Genomic DNA, 15,643 nt, shown 5'->3' on the forward strand with positions numbered 1-15,643 from the left:
CAACGAGGGCCTGCCTGATTCACGGGAGAGAAGCGGAGTATGTCCTCACACAGCCACCAAACCACCAGCAGCTTTGCTGCCCTGGCCCGCCTGCTGAGATACGCCCGGGGATATCGCCGACAGATCATCGCCGCCACCACCTGCTCTATCATCAACAAACTCTTCGATATCGCCCCGGAAATCCTGATCGGTGTGGCCATCGATGTGGTCGTCAACCAGGAAGAGAGCTTTGTGGCTGGCCTCGGCTTTGAAACCGCTCAGGAACAGATCACCATTCTGGCCGTACTCACCTTTTTCATCTGGGCCGGCGAATCCCTGTTCGAATACCTGTTCCAGATTCTCTGGCGCAACCTCGCCCAGCGGCTCCAGTCGGACCTTCGGCAGGATGCCTACGAACATGCCCAGCGCCTCGACATGAGTTTCTTCGAGGCCCGCAGCTCCGGCCAGCTGGTGGCCACCATGAACGACGACGTGAACCAGCTCGAGCGCTTCCTCGACGGCGGCGCCAACGCCATGATTCAGGTGCTGGTAACCGTGGTTGCCGTCGGCGCCGTATTCTTCGTGCTCTCGCCGCTCATTGCCCTGCTCGCATTCACCCCCATTCCCCTGATTATCTGGGGCGCCTTCTACTTCCAGCGCAAAGCGGGGCCGCTCTACGCCGACGTTCGCGAAAAAGTGGGTGACCTGTCCAGCCGGCTGGCCAACAATCTGGGCGGCATCGCCACCATCAAGAGCTTTACCGCTGAACAGCGAGAGGCAAAGCGTCTGAAAGAAAGCAGTGAAGCCTACGTGGAGGCTAATCGCCGGGCCATTCGCATCAGCTCCGCCTTTATCCCGGTGATCCGGATGGCCATTCTTGCCGGCTTCCTGGCTACCTTTACGGTCGGCGGCATGATGGCCCTCGAAGGAAGCCTGAATGTGGGCGCCTATGGCGTGCTGGTATTTCTTACCCAGCGCCTGCTCTGGCCCCTGACCGGGCTTGCCGAAGTGATTGACCTGTTCGAGCGCGCCATGGCCAGCACTCGTCGGATTCTGGACCTGCTGGCCGAACCCGTGCACGTGCGGGACGAGGGTGGCAAGGCACTGGCAGAACCGGTGAAAGGCGATGTTGAGCTGGACAAAGTAAGCTTTCACTATCCCTCAAGCGGCGCGGGCATAAGGGATATCAGCCTTAACGTGTCAGCCGGTAATACCCTCGCGCTGGTCGGCGCTACCGGCTCCGGCAAATCGACTCTGATCAAGTTGCTGCTCCGGTTCTACGACCCGAGCAACGGCGAAATCCGAATCGATGGCCAACCCATTCGGGATCTCAGCTTGCAATCCCTGCGCGGCGCCATTGGGCTGGTGAGCCAGGATGTTTATCTGTTCGAAGGCACCATTCGGGAAAACCTCGCATATGGGAATCCGGCTGCCACCGATGCCGAGATAATTGATGCAGCGAAAACCGCGGAAGCCTGGTCGTTTATCGAAGCCCTGCCCGAGGGCATGAATACACCGGTGGGTGAACGGGGCGTTAGACTGTCCGGGGGACAACGCCAGCGACTGTCCCTCGCCCGCGCCCTGCTGAAAAACCCGCCGATACTGGTGCTTGATGAAGCCACCAGTGCCGTGGACAACGAAACAGAAGCCGCCATCCAGCGGTCACTGAAGCGTATCGGCCATAACCGGACCGTGATCATGATTGCCCATCGGCTCTCCACCATCGTTGATGCCGACTCCATCGCGGTCATCGAAGGCGGCAAAGTGCTAGAACAGGGAACTCACCGGGAGCTGCTCGACCAGGACGGCGCTTACGCCAACCAATGGCGGGTGCAGACCGGGCAAATACAGGCAGCCATTTAACGCAATATATATTGATAGTGATTCGCATTTAAATTATTCTGCAGGCCCTCAGCATTTCGGGAGCCTGCATGCCTGTTTTCTTCGACGTCTCCAATCTTGATGTCCGCATTGGCGACACCACCATACTTCAGAACCTGAACCTCGGTTTCGTTGAGGGTGAGGTAACAGCCCTGCTCGGGCATAACGGCTCCGGCAAGTCCACCCTGCTCAAGGTGCTTGCCCGTCAGCTTGCACCCTCAACCGGCAATGTCCGGCTTCTGGGCAAATCCTTCCGGAGCAGGGGTGCACGGGAATTTGCCCGCAATGTGGGTTACCTGCCCCAGCATCCGCCGGGAACCGACGGTTTGACGGTTCGCGAGCTGGTTGCCCTGGGGCGCTACCCCTGGCGCGGACCGCTGGGACGCTATAACGAGGAAGACCACCGGCTGATCACCCGGGCCATTGAGGACACCGGACTCGGCCAGTTCCAGCATCGCTCTGTCGACACGCTCTCCGGTGGTGAACGTCAGCGCGCGTGGATTGCCATGCTGCTGGCCCAGCAAACACGATGCCTGCTGCTGGATGAGCCCATATCCGCCCTGGATGTGAAACATCAGGTGGAAACCCTGCGTCTGGTCCATCGTCTCGCCGAGCAACGGGATCTTACGGTTGTCGTGGTGCTGCACGATGTGGATCTGGCGGCCCGGTTCTGCGACCGTCTGGTCGCCCTGAAATCCGGGCAACTGGTTGCCGATGGCAGCCCCCGGGAAATCATGGATTCCGGCATCCTGGAATCCATTTATGGCGTGCCCATGGGCGTGATGGAGCGCGCGCCCGGACAGTGGGTGTCCTATGTTCACTAGGTCTGAACGCTGCTGGCGATACGGCGCGGCGCTGCTGTTGAGTCTGCTGCCGGTCTTTGCCGGTGCTGCAAGCTGGCAGCATGAACAGGGCATCCTGACCCTGGACAAGACTCCGGAACGGGTGATCGCTCTCAACTGGGCCGCCACCGAGGCGCTCTTGTTACTCGGTGTCACGCCCATCGGCGTTGCTGATCGGGATGGCTATAACGTCTGGGTCAGGGAACCGGAACTTCCAGAGGGAGTCGCCAACATTGGCACCCGGGTAGCGCCGAGCCTCGAAGCCATTGCCGAGCTTAAACCGGATCTGATCGTTACCAGCTCAGAGATGGCTCCCGCCGCCAACCTGCTGGAGCGCATTGCGCCCACCTACGTTGTCAGCGTCTACAAGCAAGGCTCCCGACCTTTCGAAAAGGCCAGCGACATGCTCATAACCCTTGGTGAGATGCTGAACCGGGAGGAGCGTGCAAAAGCCGTTCTTGAAGGCATCGACCAGACCCTCCTAACCCAACGGCGACGTCTTGAGAACGCCGGCCTCACGGACCGGCCGGTGGCGTTGGTGAACTTTCTGGACGACCGCCATGTTCGTGTTTACGCACCCAATGGTCTTTTCCAGAGCGCCCTGGACGCCCTTGACCTGGAGAACGCCTGGCCCCACCCCGGGAATTACTGGGGGTTCTCGGTCGTCGGGCTTGAAGCCCTTGCGCCCTACCAGGACAGCCGCATCGTTGTCATTTCTCCGACCCTGCCCGGGTTGTCTGACACCCTGGCAAAAAGCCCTTTCTGGACCTACCTGCCACCGGTTCAGCGCGATCAAATATATCAGATCGATCCGGTCTGGCCGTTCGGCGGGGTCTTCCCGGTCAAGCGGCTGGCGACGCTACTCGCCGATGGCCTGCTGGAAGGAGGTTCAGACAATGTACGCTGAATCCGCAAGCAGCCCGGTCGCTCAGCCATCCCTGCCAGCAAGGTTGCCAGTGGCTGCAGCGCTGATCTGGTGTGGTGCATTTCTCGCGAGCGCGGCACCCTGGCTTGGTCAGCTCAACCCGGGCGCGCTCATCGCCGCCTTCTGGACGTTTGAAGGCAGCGATTACGCTTCGGTACTGGCCCATTACAGCTGGGCCCCCCGGGTCGCCATTGCGGTCCTCATTGGCTTTGGTCTTGGCCTCGCCGGCGCCGTTACCCAACAGATCCTTGGTAACCCTCTCGCCTCGCCCACAACCCTGGGCGTGGAAGCCGGCGGCCAGTTCGGGGTAACAGTAGCGACCATGTTCTTTCCCGGGTTGCTGGCGTTCAGTCCGGATGTGGTGGCGGTTTCCGGCGGGTTGCTGGCGATCGGACTGGTTATCGCGCTGACCTGGCGCCTGGGCTTTTCACCGGTCACCGTGATACTGGCCGGTCTTGTCGTCACCTTTTTCCTGGGCGCCGTCAATATGGCGTTCCTGTTACTCAAGGGCGAATGGCTGGGCAATCTATTCATCTGGGGAGCGGGCTCGCTGGTCCAGAATAACTGGCAACCGTTTATGGAACTCTGGCCCCGGGTACTGGTGCTGGGCATGTTAATGGTCCTGTTGATGCGCCCGCTTCAGGTCATGCAACTCGGGCAGACCTCCGCTCGATCCCTCGGTGCCAAGGTCGGTCTGATTCGGGTGCTGGCGCTATTTCTGGTGGTCCTGATGAGTGCCACCGTCGTCAGCCGGGTCGGTGTCGTGGCCTTTATCGGTCTTGCGGCACCGGTGCTGGCGAGACTGCTGGGTGCTCGCACCCTTTCTGAGCGGCTGATCTGGAGCAGCCTCCTGGGCGCGGGTCTGCTGTTGCTGGCAGATACCCTCGCCCATTGGGCATCCACCTGGGGCGACGGATCACTGGTGCCAACCGGCACGACCACCGCCCTGATTGGCGGGCCGATTATCCTGCTGGCCCTGCAGGGTTTGAAGAACACCCACCACATGCCGGGACAGGATGACAGCCCCGGCGGTTTTCTGCCGAAAAGACGCTCCACGCCTGTGATTGGCGGTGCCATTGCCGCGCTGCTTCTGCTCACGATCGGCATCTCCATGGGTTGGTCTCCCGGGCTCAATGAGTGGAGCTGGACCCCGATCGCCCAATGGAACGACGCCTGGGTCTGGCGCGGCCCCAGATTAATGGCTGCCATTCTTGCCGGCGTGGCCCTGGGCCTTGCGGGAACACTGATCCAGCGCATGACAGGCAATCCCATGGCCAGCCCGGAAATGCTCGGCATCAGCGGTGGCGCGGCGGTGGTCATGGTTCTGATCGTTCTGTTCGGTGCCGATATTGGCCGGGCAGGACAGCTGGGAGCGGCCACCCTGGGTGCTGCCGCTGCGCTGGGGTTGCTGATTATGCTTGCCCGCAAGCACCGGTTTGCCGGCAACCAGCTTCTCCTGGGTGGACTTGCTCTTTATGTGTTCATGGATGCGGGACTTCGCCTGGTCATGGCTTCTGGCGGTACGGTAGCTTCACAACTGCTCAACTGGATGTACGGTTCAACCTGGCTGGTTTCGGAGACCGAAGCACTGGGTCTGCTGGCGCTCACTGTGCTGATTTCGGCCGGACTGTTAGTGATAATCCGCCCCTTGAGTATTCTTCCCCTGGGCGAAACATCGGCCAGCTCACTGGGCTTGCCGGTGAAGAAAGTACGCCTGGTGTTGCTTCTATTAGCAGCGTTGCTGACCGCTTCGGCGACGGTCGTGATAGGCCCGCTAAGTTTTGTAGGTCTTATTGCTCCCCATCTGGCAAGAGTTCTGGGCCAGCAAACCGTTGGCCGACAGCTCGTTGTTGCTGCCCTCGCAGGCGGTTTGTTGCTCGGAGTCGCCGACTACCTGTCCAGAATCGTGGTTTACCCCAACCAACTGCCGGCCGGACTGCTGGCCGCTCTGGTCGGCGGCCTGTATTTCCTCTGGGGGTTGAGCCACCATGGCAGAGCCTGACCGCAACCCCGCGGTCGGCCCGTGGGCTCGGGAATACAGCCTTCTCCTGAGCCAGTCAGGACTGGATGGGGAATCGGTTGTGAACGAGGCGCTGCAAGCGTCGGCCGATGCCCGACCCGGCCTCTTCTCCCTGGCCCAGTGCCTTGAACAGCCATCGCTGCTGGCCCGCCAGGTTGCCACCGACTACCCAGATAGCGCCGGACCACGAGCCCTGCGCGCCTTTCTTTCTGTCCTGCAGCAAGATCTGGCCCTCAGCGTCATTGCGCCTCTGACCCTTAGGCTATTCCGTGACGGCCAAACGCCTCTACCTGATGCCAATCGGATATTCCTGGCCCCCGCGAACAAACAGACACAGGCCGCATCGCGATGGTTTCAGGTGCCGGGAGGGGACCAGGTTGATGAAGAGACCTTTGTCCGGTCGGCAGGAGAGATGACAGTTGAATGGTACCCGGTCTTCCGGCGCCAGTTGGGCGTCAGTCCCGGCGCTTACTGGAGCAGTATGGGGCTGGGATTGGGAGCGCCGTTCTCAGCCGTGTGGAACCGGGCCGAACCGCAAGCACTTTGCCAGTTGGCGCAAGGCTGGTTGGAGCAGTTTCAGAACGACGCACACCACTTTATCGACTGGATCCCGGCCGTGTTTGGTAAGCAGGCCGCTGCACTCCCCCAACGCAAGGGGTGCTGCCTGAAATACCTTCTTCCAGAGGGCGGCTACTGCGGTACCTGTGGCGTACATCGCAAGGAGCGACTCGCTGCACTCATGTCCCAAGAGCGGACGACAACGCCAGGCCAATGGCAACCAGGCCGATAAGCACACCGGCCCCTGCCGCCAGTTTCAAACCCTCAATCATTTCCTGTTCGGGTGCCATTCCCTTTCCTCCCGTTTGACGTTTAACAACTAATCCTCACATTAATGCGAATGGTTTTTATTTGCAATAGCCCATCGATGATCCGTACTTTATCGGCAGCCCTATACTCTTGGTAGCGGGGCCGCGCCTCGGCGAAGCCCGCTTCAACTGCTACTCTGAGTGTTCTAATGGCACCGGTAAGAACGGAGGGTCCAATGGGTATCTTCAAACATCTTTTGCTGACAGGCAGCTTAATGCTGGTTGCCGTTTCCAGCATGGCAGACCAGACCTTTTCCTCCGATAAGTCGGATTTTCGCCTGGAGACCGTGGCACAGGATCTCGAACACCCCTGGAGCCTGGCATTTATGCCGGATGGCTCCATGCTGGTGACAGAACGGGAAGGAAAGCTGCGAATAATACGGAACGGCTCGTTAGTGACTGACCCCATCAGTGGAGTACCCGAGCTCGTCGTATCCGGCCAGGGCGGCCTGCTGGACGTTATTCTGCACCCGGACTTTGAGCAGAATCAGGTGCTGTTCCTGAGCTACGCCCACCGAAACCGGGAAGGCATGACCACACGTGTTGCTCGCGCCCGGCTGGAAGGCGACCGCCTTACGGGTGTTGATGTTGTTTTTGAAGCCCTGCCCCGCTCCAACACAAGTCGGCACTTCGCCGGTCGAATGGAATTCGACCGGGACGGCAACCTCTACATCGCAGTGGGAGACCGCGGCGAGATGGACCGGGCCCAGGACAATGGTGATGATGCCGGTGGCGTTCACCGGATTACGACTGACGGCGGTCCCGCGCCCGGCAATCCTTTCCTCGACACCAGCGGCGTTAACGATACCTTCTATACAACCGGTAACCGCAATATCCAGGGCATGACGATCCACCCGGAAACGGGCGAAATATGGAGCCACGAACATGGTCCCCGGGGTGGCGACGAAATCAACATCATCCGGGCAGGAACCGATTACGGATGGCCGACAATTACCTTCGGCATCCACTATTCTGGCCTGCCCATCACTGACGAGACCGAAAAGGAAGGCATGGCCCAGCCACTTCATTACTGGGATCCGTCCATTGCGCCATCTGGCATGGCGTTTTATACCGGTGACCTATTCCCGGAATGGCAGGGGGATCTGTTCGTGGGAGCACTCAAAATGCGCAAGCTGGTTCGCCTGCGCATTCAGGGCGGAGAAGTAACAGAAGAGGAAGATCTGCTGACCGATCTCGGCGAGCGTATTCGTGACGTACGCATGGGCCCTGACGGCGCCCTGTGGTTACTGACAGATTCACCAAGGGGCAAGGTCTATCGGATGGTACCGCTTCAGTGAGGATCGTTGGTTCGTTCAGTCTTTTCAAACTGTGGCAGCTCGTCGGTAATCTCGAACCAGTCGGATTTTGAGCCCACAAACACATGTTGGGCCGGCCCCTTGCCCAGGGGTTCGTTGATACAGCCAACCCGCAGGCGCAGTATGCCGGGAATGGCGTCAACACGGCTGTAAAGCTGGCTGCCGCAACGGCTGCAGAAGCCCCGGTACTTGCCGGGACGCGATTCGAACTCGGTAATCTTGTCTTCGCCGGTTACGAACCGGAACCTCACCTTCTGCACCGGCGCGCTGGCCGAGAACGCGCTACCGTGGGCGCGCCGGCACTGGCTGCAGTGGCATAGGGCAACCGGGCCGATAGGGCCATCGTATTCAAAACAGATATCGCCACATAGGCAACGACCGGTGTACATGGTACGGGCCTCACTGGTTCGGCTCAGAGGTTGATTCAGGCGCGATGATACCCGGCGGCCACTTGAAGAACCAGTCTGCCGGCACCACTTTAAGAACACACTACTCGCTAAGGAGGACATTATGTCATTCAGCGCACTTCCGAAGATCGGCATGGGAACCTTCCGGCTCAAGGGCAACGACGCCCGTGATGCCGTCAAGAGCGCCCTGTCCCTGGGCTACCGCCATATCGATACTGCCCAGATGTATGGAAACGAAGCGGAAGTTGGTGATGGCATTACCTCCAGTGGTATTCCGCGCCGGGAAATTTTCCTGACCACCAAAATCTGGCACGACCAGCTGCACGCCAGCGATCTGATCAACAGCCTCCATGACAGCCTCGCACGGCTCAAAACCGACCATGTGGATCTGGCGCTGATCCACTGGCCATCGCCCGGTGACGAAGTGCCCATGAAGGAGTATCTCGGCGCCCTGAGGGATGCCCAGCGCGAGGGTCTGGCAGAGCACATCGGCATTTCGAACTTTACCTGTGCCCAGATGGATGAGGCGAAAGCCATACTGGGCGACACGCCCATCTTCACCAATCAGGTAGAAGTGCATCCGTTCCTGGCCAACCGCAAGGTGGTGGAACATGCCCAGAAGCTCGGCATTACCGTGACCGGCTATATGCCGCTGGCAGTCGGTAAGGTGATGGAGGACGAAACACTGCAGCGCATTGCCGCTGAGCGAAACCTGACGCCGGCCCAGGTGGCCATTGCCTGGGTGGCATCGAGAGGCGTTGTGCCGATTCCCTCCTCAACACGGCCCGGCCACCAGAAGGCTAACCTGGAGGCGCTGGAGGTTGAGTTGAGCGAGGAGGAAATCCGCGCCATCGATGCACTGGACCGCAACGAACGCATCGCTAATCCGGATTTTGCGCCGTCCTGGGACTGAGCCAGAAGCCGGCTCCAACCAGCAAGAGCGTAGCCACCGGGGTGACAAGCAACCACCAGGTCTGAAGCACCCATAAGAGGGCGGCACTGAACAGACTCCACAACACCAGAAGCGGCAGGTAAAGCCAGCGCCAAGTCTTGGTCATGAGTGCCAAGGCCAGCGCGCCGGCCGCAGCAGTAGTGCCGGGCGCTAAGCCGAACAGAGCGACCGCATGCCACTGGCCTGAATCAGCTATCGCTAACCAAGGCAATCCACAGACGGCAATCAGCCAGAGTACGGCAAACTCCCCAACCGAAAACCTGCTGTTATGAATGCCGCCGGCAAATACGGCAGCTGCAAGCAACAGGCCCTGAGCCACAAAGGCCCAACCAAACCACGCCGCCGGCCAGCTAATGGGGCCGAAATAGCCAACCAGAAACCCGTAACCGCTGACAATCCAGGCGAGCGCCATCAGACCGACCGCCAAACGCCGTGCCGCTATGTTTTGCCTCAGAATCAACTGCGGTATAAAAATGGCAGTAATCACCGCCAGCAACTGCCAGGGCCAGAGATCCTGGTTGATCCGAACAAACAGCCGCAGAAAAACCTGTGGCCCGAACATCACGAAATCCTGAAGCGAGTAGCTCAGCCAGTCAGCCCCACTCACAGCGACCTCACGTAATCCGCCATTCGCTGGCGCTGATCGGCATCAGGCAACTTGCCGTAAAGCGCCCCCATGTTTTCCTTCATGTGCTCGACCTTACTGGTCGCCGGAATGGCACAGGTCACCGCCGGATGGGAAATAATGTACTTGAGGAAAAACTCCGCCCAGTTGCCAACACCAGCTTCCCCGGCCCAATCGGGAAGCGGCTCCGACTGGAACCGACGGAACAGCGAACCACCCTGGAATGGACGATTGACAATTACCCCGATTCCGCGCTCCTCCGCCATTGGCAGCAACCGGTCCTCAACCTCCCGGTCCAGAACGTTGTAGGTCAGCTGCACGAAATCCAGCGGCTCCCGCTCCATGATCTGTGCAAACTCCCGATGCCGTCGACCATGAGACGTGGTGATGCCGATATACCGAACCTCACCGTTGGCCTTCATCTGCTTGAGGGTTTCAAGATGCCCCTGCCAACCCAACAGATTGTGCACCTGCAACAAATCGAACTGATCAACACCCCAACGCCTGCTCGAACGCGCCGCCTCCGCCCGGGTCTCTGATTCATCGCCGGTCCAGATCTTGGTAGCTGCAAAAATCCGGTCGTGGCCGTCCAGAGCGTTCAGCGCCTCGCCCATTACATCTGCAGCACTGCCATACATCGGCGAGCCATCGACCACCGTGCCGCCGAGCTCGAAAAAGGTTTTCAGAACCTCAATGCGCTGGGCGATTAATTGTTCGTCACCACCAACGTTGAAGGTGATCCAGGTGCCCATGCCGATTGCAGGGGTGGATTCGTCTGTGCCGGGAATCCGGCGCATGATGGGAGATAACGCAGTGCTTCCCGATGTGTTTGCGAACAGAACCGGAGATTTCAAAGCGAGCCCGGCAAGCCCCGCAGTGATGAGAAACTGTCTTCTACTGAACCTGTCAGCCATGCCTCCATTCCCTCCGCAACGAATTTCCGTGCGAATAGCACAAGGTGCCAAAGCATGGGCGGGTCATCCCTTTGACAGACCGTGGAGGGCCAGGGATGGCCCGACCGAGCCTACATGGAAGTATTTACGGCGTGTCTGGCAAAGGGATGACCCGCCCATGCGACTACTCGAGAGCTGACAGTCTTCGTCGCAGGTCAGTTCCCGTAGTGGGCATCAAGATATTTCAGAATACGGGCAGACTCGAACAGGCCTTCCCCGGTGTTGGGGTCTTCAAGATAGGGCACCTGAACCCGCTTGTGCACCTGGAAAAACGCATCCCGCTTGCCACCGGGAATCGGCGTATAGGGCCCCGGCTTGATGCGCTGCTTCGCCGGCCCGATCTCTGTCCAGTGCTCCTTGCCCAGGTTGTGCAAGGTATACGGAATTTCCAGCTCACACAGCCGCTCACGCACCAGACGTGAAAACGGACTGCCCTCGAAACTCCAGAGGTGCAATGGCTGCTCCGGCCGCTTGCCCTGGCTGACCCTCAGCCCCCGCATGGCGCTGGTTACCGAGGCTACAGAGCCCAGGACCGGCTGCCAGACCCGACCACGATAGTAGGACGGCACCGACCGGCCGGCATATTGCCGGAACAGATACTCGATGATTTCCTCGGATTCGTACATGACCGTGCCCGTGTTCTGGTCCGCCAGCAAGGGGAACTGTTGCCGGCCTCCCAGCGCCTCCGCCTGGGCCCGGAACACCGACCCGCCTTTCGGGCAGGGTCTGATTTCGACATCGAGGTTAAGGGCGGTCAGGGTTTCACGAACGCGACGGCAGTACGGACAGCCCTCCATGTCGTAGAGCACGATCGGCTTGTCCGGCTGTGGCACGTTTTTGACCACCAGGCAACCGCGCCACGCAGTGAGCGACGATGTCGCGACCGAGCCCAGCACGTGGACGTTATGAGACAGCATTTTCGACATAAACAAACCTTTTGTTGGAGACCACGCCATTATCACGCAATCTGACGATTTTCCATTGGCTCACGGGTACCCATGATGTGATCAAACCAGGGTTTGGTCACGCACCAGTTGGCGTTGGGGTTCGGCCCCATATGGTGATCATAGTGCCAGGGCAGGTTCTCCCTCGCCCAGTCAGGATCCAGATGTGAGCGCTTATGTACCCGGTAGTAATTCCAGGCGCTGTAGTAGAGGGTACCCACAAAAAAGGGTGCGACGGGCAGCAACGGGGTGACTGCTGCTGCCCCCGCAACCAGGGCAGCCACCTCCTTGGTCTGGGCGTTCCAGGTCAGGGGCGGTTCGCGATAGTCGTCATCCAGGAAGCCATTTCGGCGTACATTGCGGTGATGATCATGCCAGTGAAACGACCAGAAACTCGCCCGGTTCCGGCCCAGGTGATGAAGAATGTGTTTATGGAATACCCATTCCACGCCATTGGCTGCCAAAAGCCCCAGTGGAATACCAATCATGGTGCCCTCCTTTTGTTGTTTTCGGAACACTTGGTTACACATTCATCAGGAAACGCCCTTTTAGCCGCGAATTCCATGACTCAAATGCCGGAAAAAGCACCCATAAATCCGATAACAAAGTCATTGACACCCCGAAGGTTAATTTTTATCCACCTAACTCCATGATTCGAAAGGGCACTTACATCGCGTCACAAAAGTTCAATACAAACAACGACACTACTGCCATTTTTTAACGTCATGTAGAGCTTTTCTGCATAGTACAAACCGCCCGGATGGGCTATTGTTGATCTATAGGAACTCACTGGATAGCGATCATGGTAGCCCCGGGTATGCGGCGTTCTGAAAGTAGAGAAAAAACAGGTTCTGGAATCAGACGGTCTCTTTTGGTATCCCTCGCGGCCCTTGCCGTGATTACCACCCCGTCCGTTGTGGTCGCCGAAAATGACGATTCCGGTTTCTCGGGAAATCGCCTCTGGACGAACGAGCTTCAGGATTACGCGCTCCAGTCCCTCCATAATGAAGATGCCATGAGCATGGCCGCCATTCCGCTGAATGGGCCCGGCATTAATCAGTACATCAATGCCGATGCGCTGATGAGCCCCGGTTCCATCATGAAACTGGTGACAACCTTTGCGGCCCTCGAGGTTCTCGGCCCTAATCACCACTGGGATACCGATTTCCTGACCGACGGTGTTATGGCCGGCGACACCCTCAAAGGCAATCTCTATATCCGTTTTGGCGGCGACCCCAAGCTCACCATCGAACGGCTCTGGACTACGCTCGGCGAGCTGCGCAGTATGGGGATTACAAGAATTGAAGGCGACTTGATTCTCGATGGCACCTACTTTGAAGCGGACGGTGGTTTTCCGACCTTTGAAGATAACGGCGACAACCCCCACGCGCCATTCCTGGTAGAACCTTCCGCCTACCTGACAAACCTTAACCTTATGCACTTCCAGGTGCGCGCCGACGAGCGTGGCACCCAGGCCTGGAGCACACCTTCCCTGGGCGAAATTGTCATCGACAACCGCGTGGTTGCCACCGCCGAGGGCCCCTGCCCGTCGCGCAGAAGTTTCGAATGGGAACCCATTGTTCATGAAGACCATCGGGTGACTGTCCGGGTAACCGGCGAGCTGCCCCAGGGCTGCCGAACCACCACCTACCTGTCGCTGCTGCCCCATGAACAGTACAGCGCCTCATTGATTCGCTCGTTGCTGGCTGACCTCGGGGTCGTGGTCTCAGGCGGCGACCTCAATGGGGTTACACCGGAAGATGCTCGGTTGGTGATGAAAACCACCTCACCGGATCTGGTGACCATGGTGAGGGATATCAACAAATGGAGCAGCAACGTCATGGCTCGCCAGCTGCTGCTCACCATTGGTGCGGAGAACCGTCTGGAAGATGAGAACGATGATCGGGTTGCCGGCATTCGGGTGATCTATGACTGGCTCGAAGACAAAGGCATCAACACCGCCGGCATGGTGATCGACAATGGCGCCGGCCTCACCCGACATGGCCGCATCACCGCCCGCCAGGGCGCACAGATCCTGCAACATGCCTGGAACAGCGCTTATTCGGCGGACCTGATGGCTTCCATGCCTATTATTGCGATGGATGGAACCATGGCGCGCCGCCTTCGCAATACCGGCATGGATGGTGAAGGGCGCATCAAGACGGGTTACTTGGAAAACGTCAGGTCGATCGCCGGCTTCACCCGAGATTCAAATAATACAACCTGGGCCGTAGTTGGGATGGTAAATAACGATCCAGCCTGGAACGGCCAGGCCGTGCTGGACAGGATTCTGTATTCGCTGCATTTCCGGCCGCCGACCGGGACTGCCATTTCACATGCCGCTTCCGGTACCTCTGAAACCAGTATTCAATAAAAAGGCCGGCTGAAACAGCCGGCCCAACCCTCATGCTTTGAGCAAAGAAACAGTGCTTCGGCTACTAGTCGACTGTATAAATCACCTTGTCGATCACATGAATAACGCCGTTGGACGCCTCAACCTGGGCTTCGGTGACGTTGCTGCCCTCGATAACCAGAGCGTTGTTTTGTATATCAACGTTCAAGGTGGTGCCAGCCAGGTTCGCTACCGTACCGCCGTTCGAAGCGTATGCCGTGAGAGAGTCTACCTTAGTGCCGATAATATGTTGGCTTAGAACGGTTGACAGATTGTCGTCCGCAAGCAACTGTTCTGCCGTGAGATTCAGTTCCGCTAACAACGTTGCAAAAGCGGCATCTGTTGGCGCGAACACGGTCAAAGTCGCATTTTCATTCGAAGCTGCAGCTAGCAAATTGGAAGCGCCATCAGTCTGGAGTGCAGCTAGTAGCGTTGTGAACTCAGCTTCTTCAGCTCCTGCTAGCGAAGTCACAATACCCGCAATCGTTGAACCTGTATCACTGAGATCGCTCGGCGGGGGAAGAAGCACTTTGTCGATAATGTGAATAACACCATTAGTCGCGTCTACATCAGGACCCGTTACTCTAGAGGTGTTTACGTACAACACGTCTTCACCACTTTCCTGCGAAATTGAAAGCGCGACGTTTTCACCGTTCACTGTTGGAACCAGGTTTTGTGGGACCGGACTTTGAGCGACGCCAATAGCAGCGTCTGCCTTCACTTCACCCACTGACGTTGCGAGAACGTGGTAAGGCAGAACCGCATTTAATAATGCTGTGTTGCCTAACAATGTTGGCGCGTCGACGCCCAAGTCAGCTAACAGAGCTTGAAATGCAGCGTCTGTCGGCGCGAACACGGTCAACTCGTCATCTCCGCCGAGCAGTTCCGCAATAGATGGATCTGCTGCAAGGACCGCAGATTCCAGTATCGTCGTATTTTCATTTTCGACGGCGATTTCCAAAATAGTTTGCGTTGCAGCATCTGCTGAGTCGTTATCATCGTCATCAAGCCAACACCCGGATAGCATGACAGTGCCCGCTAGAACCATTGGTAAAGCGTATTTTGTATTCATTGTTTCTGTTCCCCACTTGTAGAGGTTGATTACCAGGATTTAAATGGTTCGAACCTGCACAAACTCAGTCCGTGAATCATGCGTCAATGCATTTACGGGGAGTCAGAAAGAACGGATTTGCATCTTTTAACATTTAAGCTTACAGCTGTACTCAATCAGCCAAGTCTGCGCATGGTGAACTCCGTCATCTTCCCGGCAAGCGGCGCGATGAAGGTCACCAGAGGGAAGGCAACGGCCCAGGCGACCACAAAAGCCGGTCCCCACCGGTAATGGAACTCACTGTCGATGCCCGTATTGATGAAGGTGATCACCCCGGACATCAGCAGTGACATGATTCCGGACATGTAAAAGCCGAAAATCAGCTGGCGTAGACGTGAAAGTCTCATATTGCTCATGACTTCTCCTCAACGGTGCTCCAGCGTTTCTCGGAGCGGCATCTGAAAGGCGTGATATGTCGTACACTCATATC

15 protein-coding genes are annotated in these 15,643 nt (G+C 58.2%); 8 read left to right on the forward strand and 7 right to left on the reverse strand.

The window, feature by feature from the left end; all coding sequences use genetic code 11:
* Positions 1 to 39 precede the first annotated feature (39 nt).
* The 6 genes from FMN52_RS07290 to FMN52_RS07315 all read left to right on the forward strand — a co-directional run bounded on the left by FMN52_RS07290 (position 40) and on the right by FMN52_RS07315 (position 7,811).
* A complete protein-coding gene (locus FMN52_RS07290) occupies positions 40 to 1,842 on the forward strand; it encodes an ABC transporter ATP-binding protein (protein WP_148608013.1) in 1,803 nt (600 codons plus the stop codon).
* 68 nt (positions 1,843 to 1,910) lie between these two features.
* Positions 1,911 to 2,684 carry an ATP-binding cassette domain-containing protein gene (locus FMN52_RS07295; RefSeq protein ID WP_148608014.1) on the forward strand — a complete coding sequence of 258 codons (774 nt, stop codon included), beginning with the start codon at positions 1,911 to 1,913 and terminating at the stop codon, positions 2,682 to 2,684.
* Positions 2,674 to 3,609 carry an ABC transporter substrate-binding protein gene (locus FMN52_RS07300; RefSeq protein ID WP_148608015.1) on the forward strand — a complete coding sequence of 312 codons (936 nt, stop codon included), beginning with the start codon at positions 2,674 to 2,676 and terminating at the stop codon, positions 3,607 to 3,609. Before FMN52_RS07295 ends, FMN52_RS07300 begins: the two co-directional genes overlap by 11 nt.
* Positions 3,599 to 5,629: a Fe(3+)-hydroxamate ABC transporter permease FhuB gene (fhuB, locus tag FMN52_RS07305; RefSeq protein ID WP_148608016.1), complete on the forward strand. Its 2,031-nt coding sequence runs from the start codon at positions 3,599 to 3,601 to the stop codon at positions 5,627 to 5,629. The genes FMN52_RS07300 and fhuB overlap by 11 nt, the downstream gene beginning before the upstream one ends.
* Positions 5,616 to 6,437, forward strand: a complete 822-nt coding sequence (locus FMN52_RS07310) for a (2Fe-2S)-binding protein (RefSeq protein ID WP_148608017.1) — start codon at positions 5,616 to 5,618, stop codon at positions 6,435 to 6,437. The genes fhuB and FMN52_RS07310 overlap by 14 nt, the downstream gene beginning before the upstream one ends.
* Positions 6,438 to 6,689: 252 nt before the next feature.
* Complete coding sequence (locus tag FMN52_RS07315; protein WP_148608018.1) at positions 6,690 to 7,811, forward strand: PQQ-dependent sugar dehydrogenase; 1,122 nt, start codon at positions 6,690 to 6,692, stop codon at positions 7,809 to 7,811.
* Here the strand turns inward: FMN52_RS07315 and FMN52_RS07320 are convergent.
* Positions 7,805 to 8,218 carry a GFA family protein gene (locus FMN52_RS07320; protein WP_062785475.1) on the reverse strand — a complete coding sequence of 138 codons (414 nt, stop codon included), beginning with the start codon at positions 8,216 to 8,218 and terminating at the stop codon, positions 7,805 to 7,807. The genes FMN52_RS07315 and FMN52_RS07320 overlap by 7 nt on opposite strands.
* 121 nt (positions 8,219 to 8,339) lie before the next feature.
* Here FMN52_RS07320 and dkgB point away from each other — a divergent pair, with 121 nt between their 5' ends.
* A complete protein-coding gene (dkgB, locus tag FMN52_RS07325) occupies positions 8,340 to 9,149 on the forward strand; it encodes a 2,5-didehydrogluconate reductase DkgB (protein ID WP_148608019.1) in 810 nt (269 codons plus the stop codon).
* Here the strand turns inward: dkgB and FMN52_RS07330 are convergent.
* The 4 genes from FMN52_RS07330 to FMN52_RS07345 form a co-directional block, all read right to left on the reverse strand.
* Entirely contained in the window at positions 9,118 to 9,795 is a 678-nt protein-coding gene (locus tag FMN52_RS07330; protein ID WP_148608020.1) for a hypothetical protein, read from the reverse strand. The two genes, dkgB and FMN52_RS07330, sit on opposite strands and share 32 nt — an antisense overlap.
* Positions 9,792 to 10,727: an aldo/keto reductase gene (locus FMN52_RS07335; RefSeq protein WP_240339416.1), complete on the reverse strand. Its 936-nt coding sequence runs from the start codon at positions 10,725 to 10,727 to the stop codon at positions 9,792 to 9,794. The genes FMN52_RS07330 and FMN52_RS07335 overlap by 4 nt, the downstream gene beginning before the upstream one ends.
* Before the next feature lie 194 nt (positions 10,728 to 10,921).
* Complete coding sequence (locus tag FMN52_RS07340; protein WP_148608021.1) at positions 10,922 to 11,692, reverse strand: glutathione S-transferase N-terminal domain-containing protein; 771 nt, start codon at positions 11,690 to 11,692, stop codon at positions 10,922 to 10,924.
* A gap of 32 nt (positions 11,693 to 11,724) precedes the next feature.
* Positions 11,725 to 12,198, reverse strand: a complete 474-nt coding sequence (locus FMN52_RS07345) for a hypothetical protein (protein ID WP_148608022.1) — start codon at positions 12,196 to 12,198, stop codon at positions 11,725 to 11,727.
* Positions 12,199 to 12,527: 329 nt separating this feature from the next.
* On the opposite strand from FMN52_RS07345, the gene dacB reads away from it, so the two are divergent.
* Positions 12,528 to 14,084: a D-alanyl-D-alanine carboxypeptidase/D-alanyl-D-alanine-endopeptidase gene (dacB, locus tag FMN52_RS07350; protein WP_240339417.1), complete on the forward strand. Its 1,557-nt coding sequence runs from the start codon at positions 12,528 to 12,530 to the stop codon at positions 14,082 to 14,084.
* A 64-nt stretch (positions 14,085 to 14,148) separates the two neighbouring features.
* Here the strand turns inward: dacB and FMN52_RS07355 are convergent, their stop codons facing one another.
* Both FMN52_RS07355 and FMN52_RS07360 read right to left on the reverse strand, forming a co-directional pair.
* Complete coding sequence (locus FMN52_RS07355; RefSeq protein ID WP_148608024.1) at positions 14,149 to 15,174, reverse strand: fasciclin domain-containing protein; 1,026 nt, start codon at positions 15,172 to 15,174, stop codon at positions 14,149 to 14,151.
* Positions 15,175 to 15,329: 155 nt separating this feature from the next.
* On the reverse strand, positions 15,330 to 15,569 hold the full coding sequence (locus tag FMN52_RS07360) for a DUF2798 domain-containing protein (protein WP_148608025.1): 240 nt from the start codon (positions 15,567 to 15,569) through the stop codon (positions 15,330 to 15,332).
* Positions 15,570 to 15,643: the final 74 nt, after the last annotated feature.

Source organism: Marinobacter sp. BW6, from assembly GCF_008107725.1.
Classification (GTDB): Bacteria; Pseudomonadota; Gammaproteobacteria; order Pseudomonadales; family Oleiphilaceae; genus Marinobacter.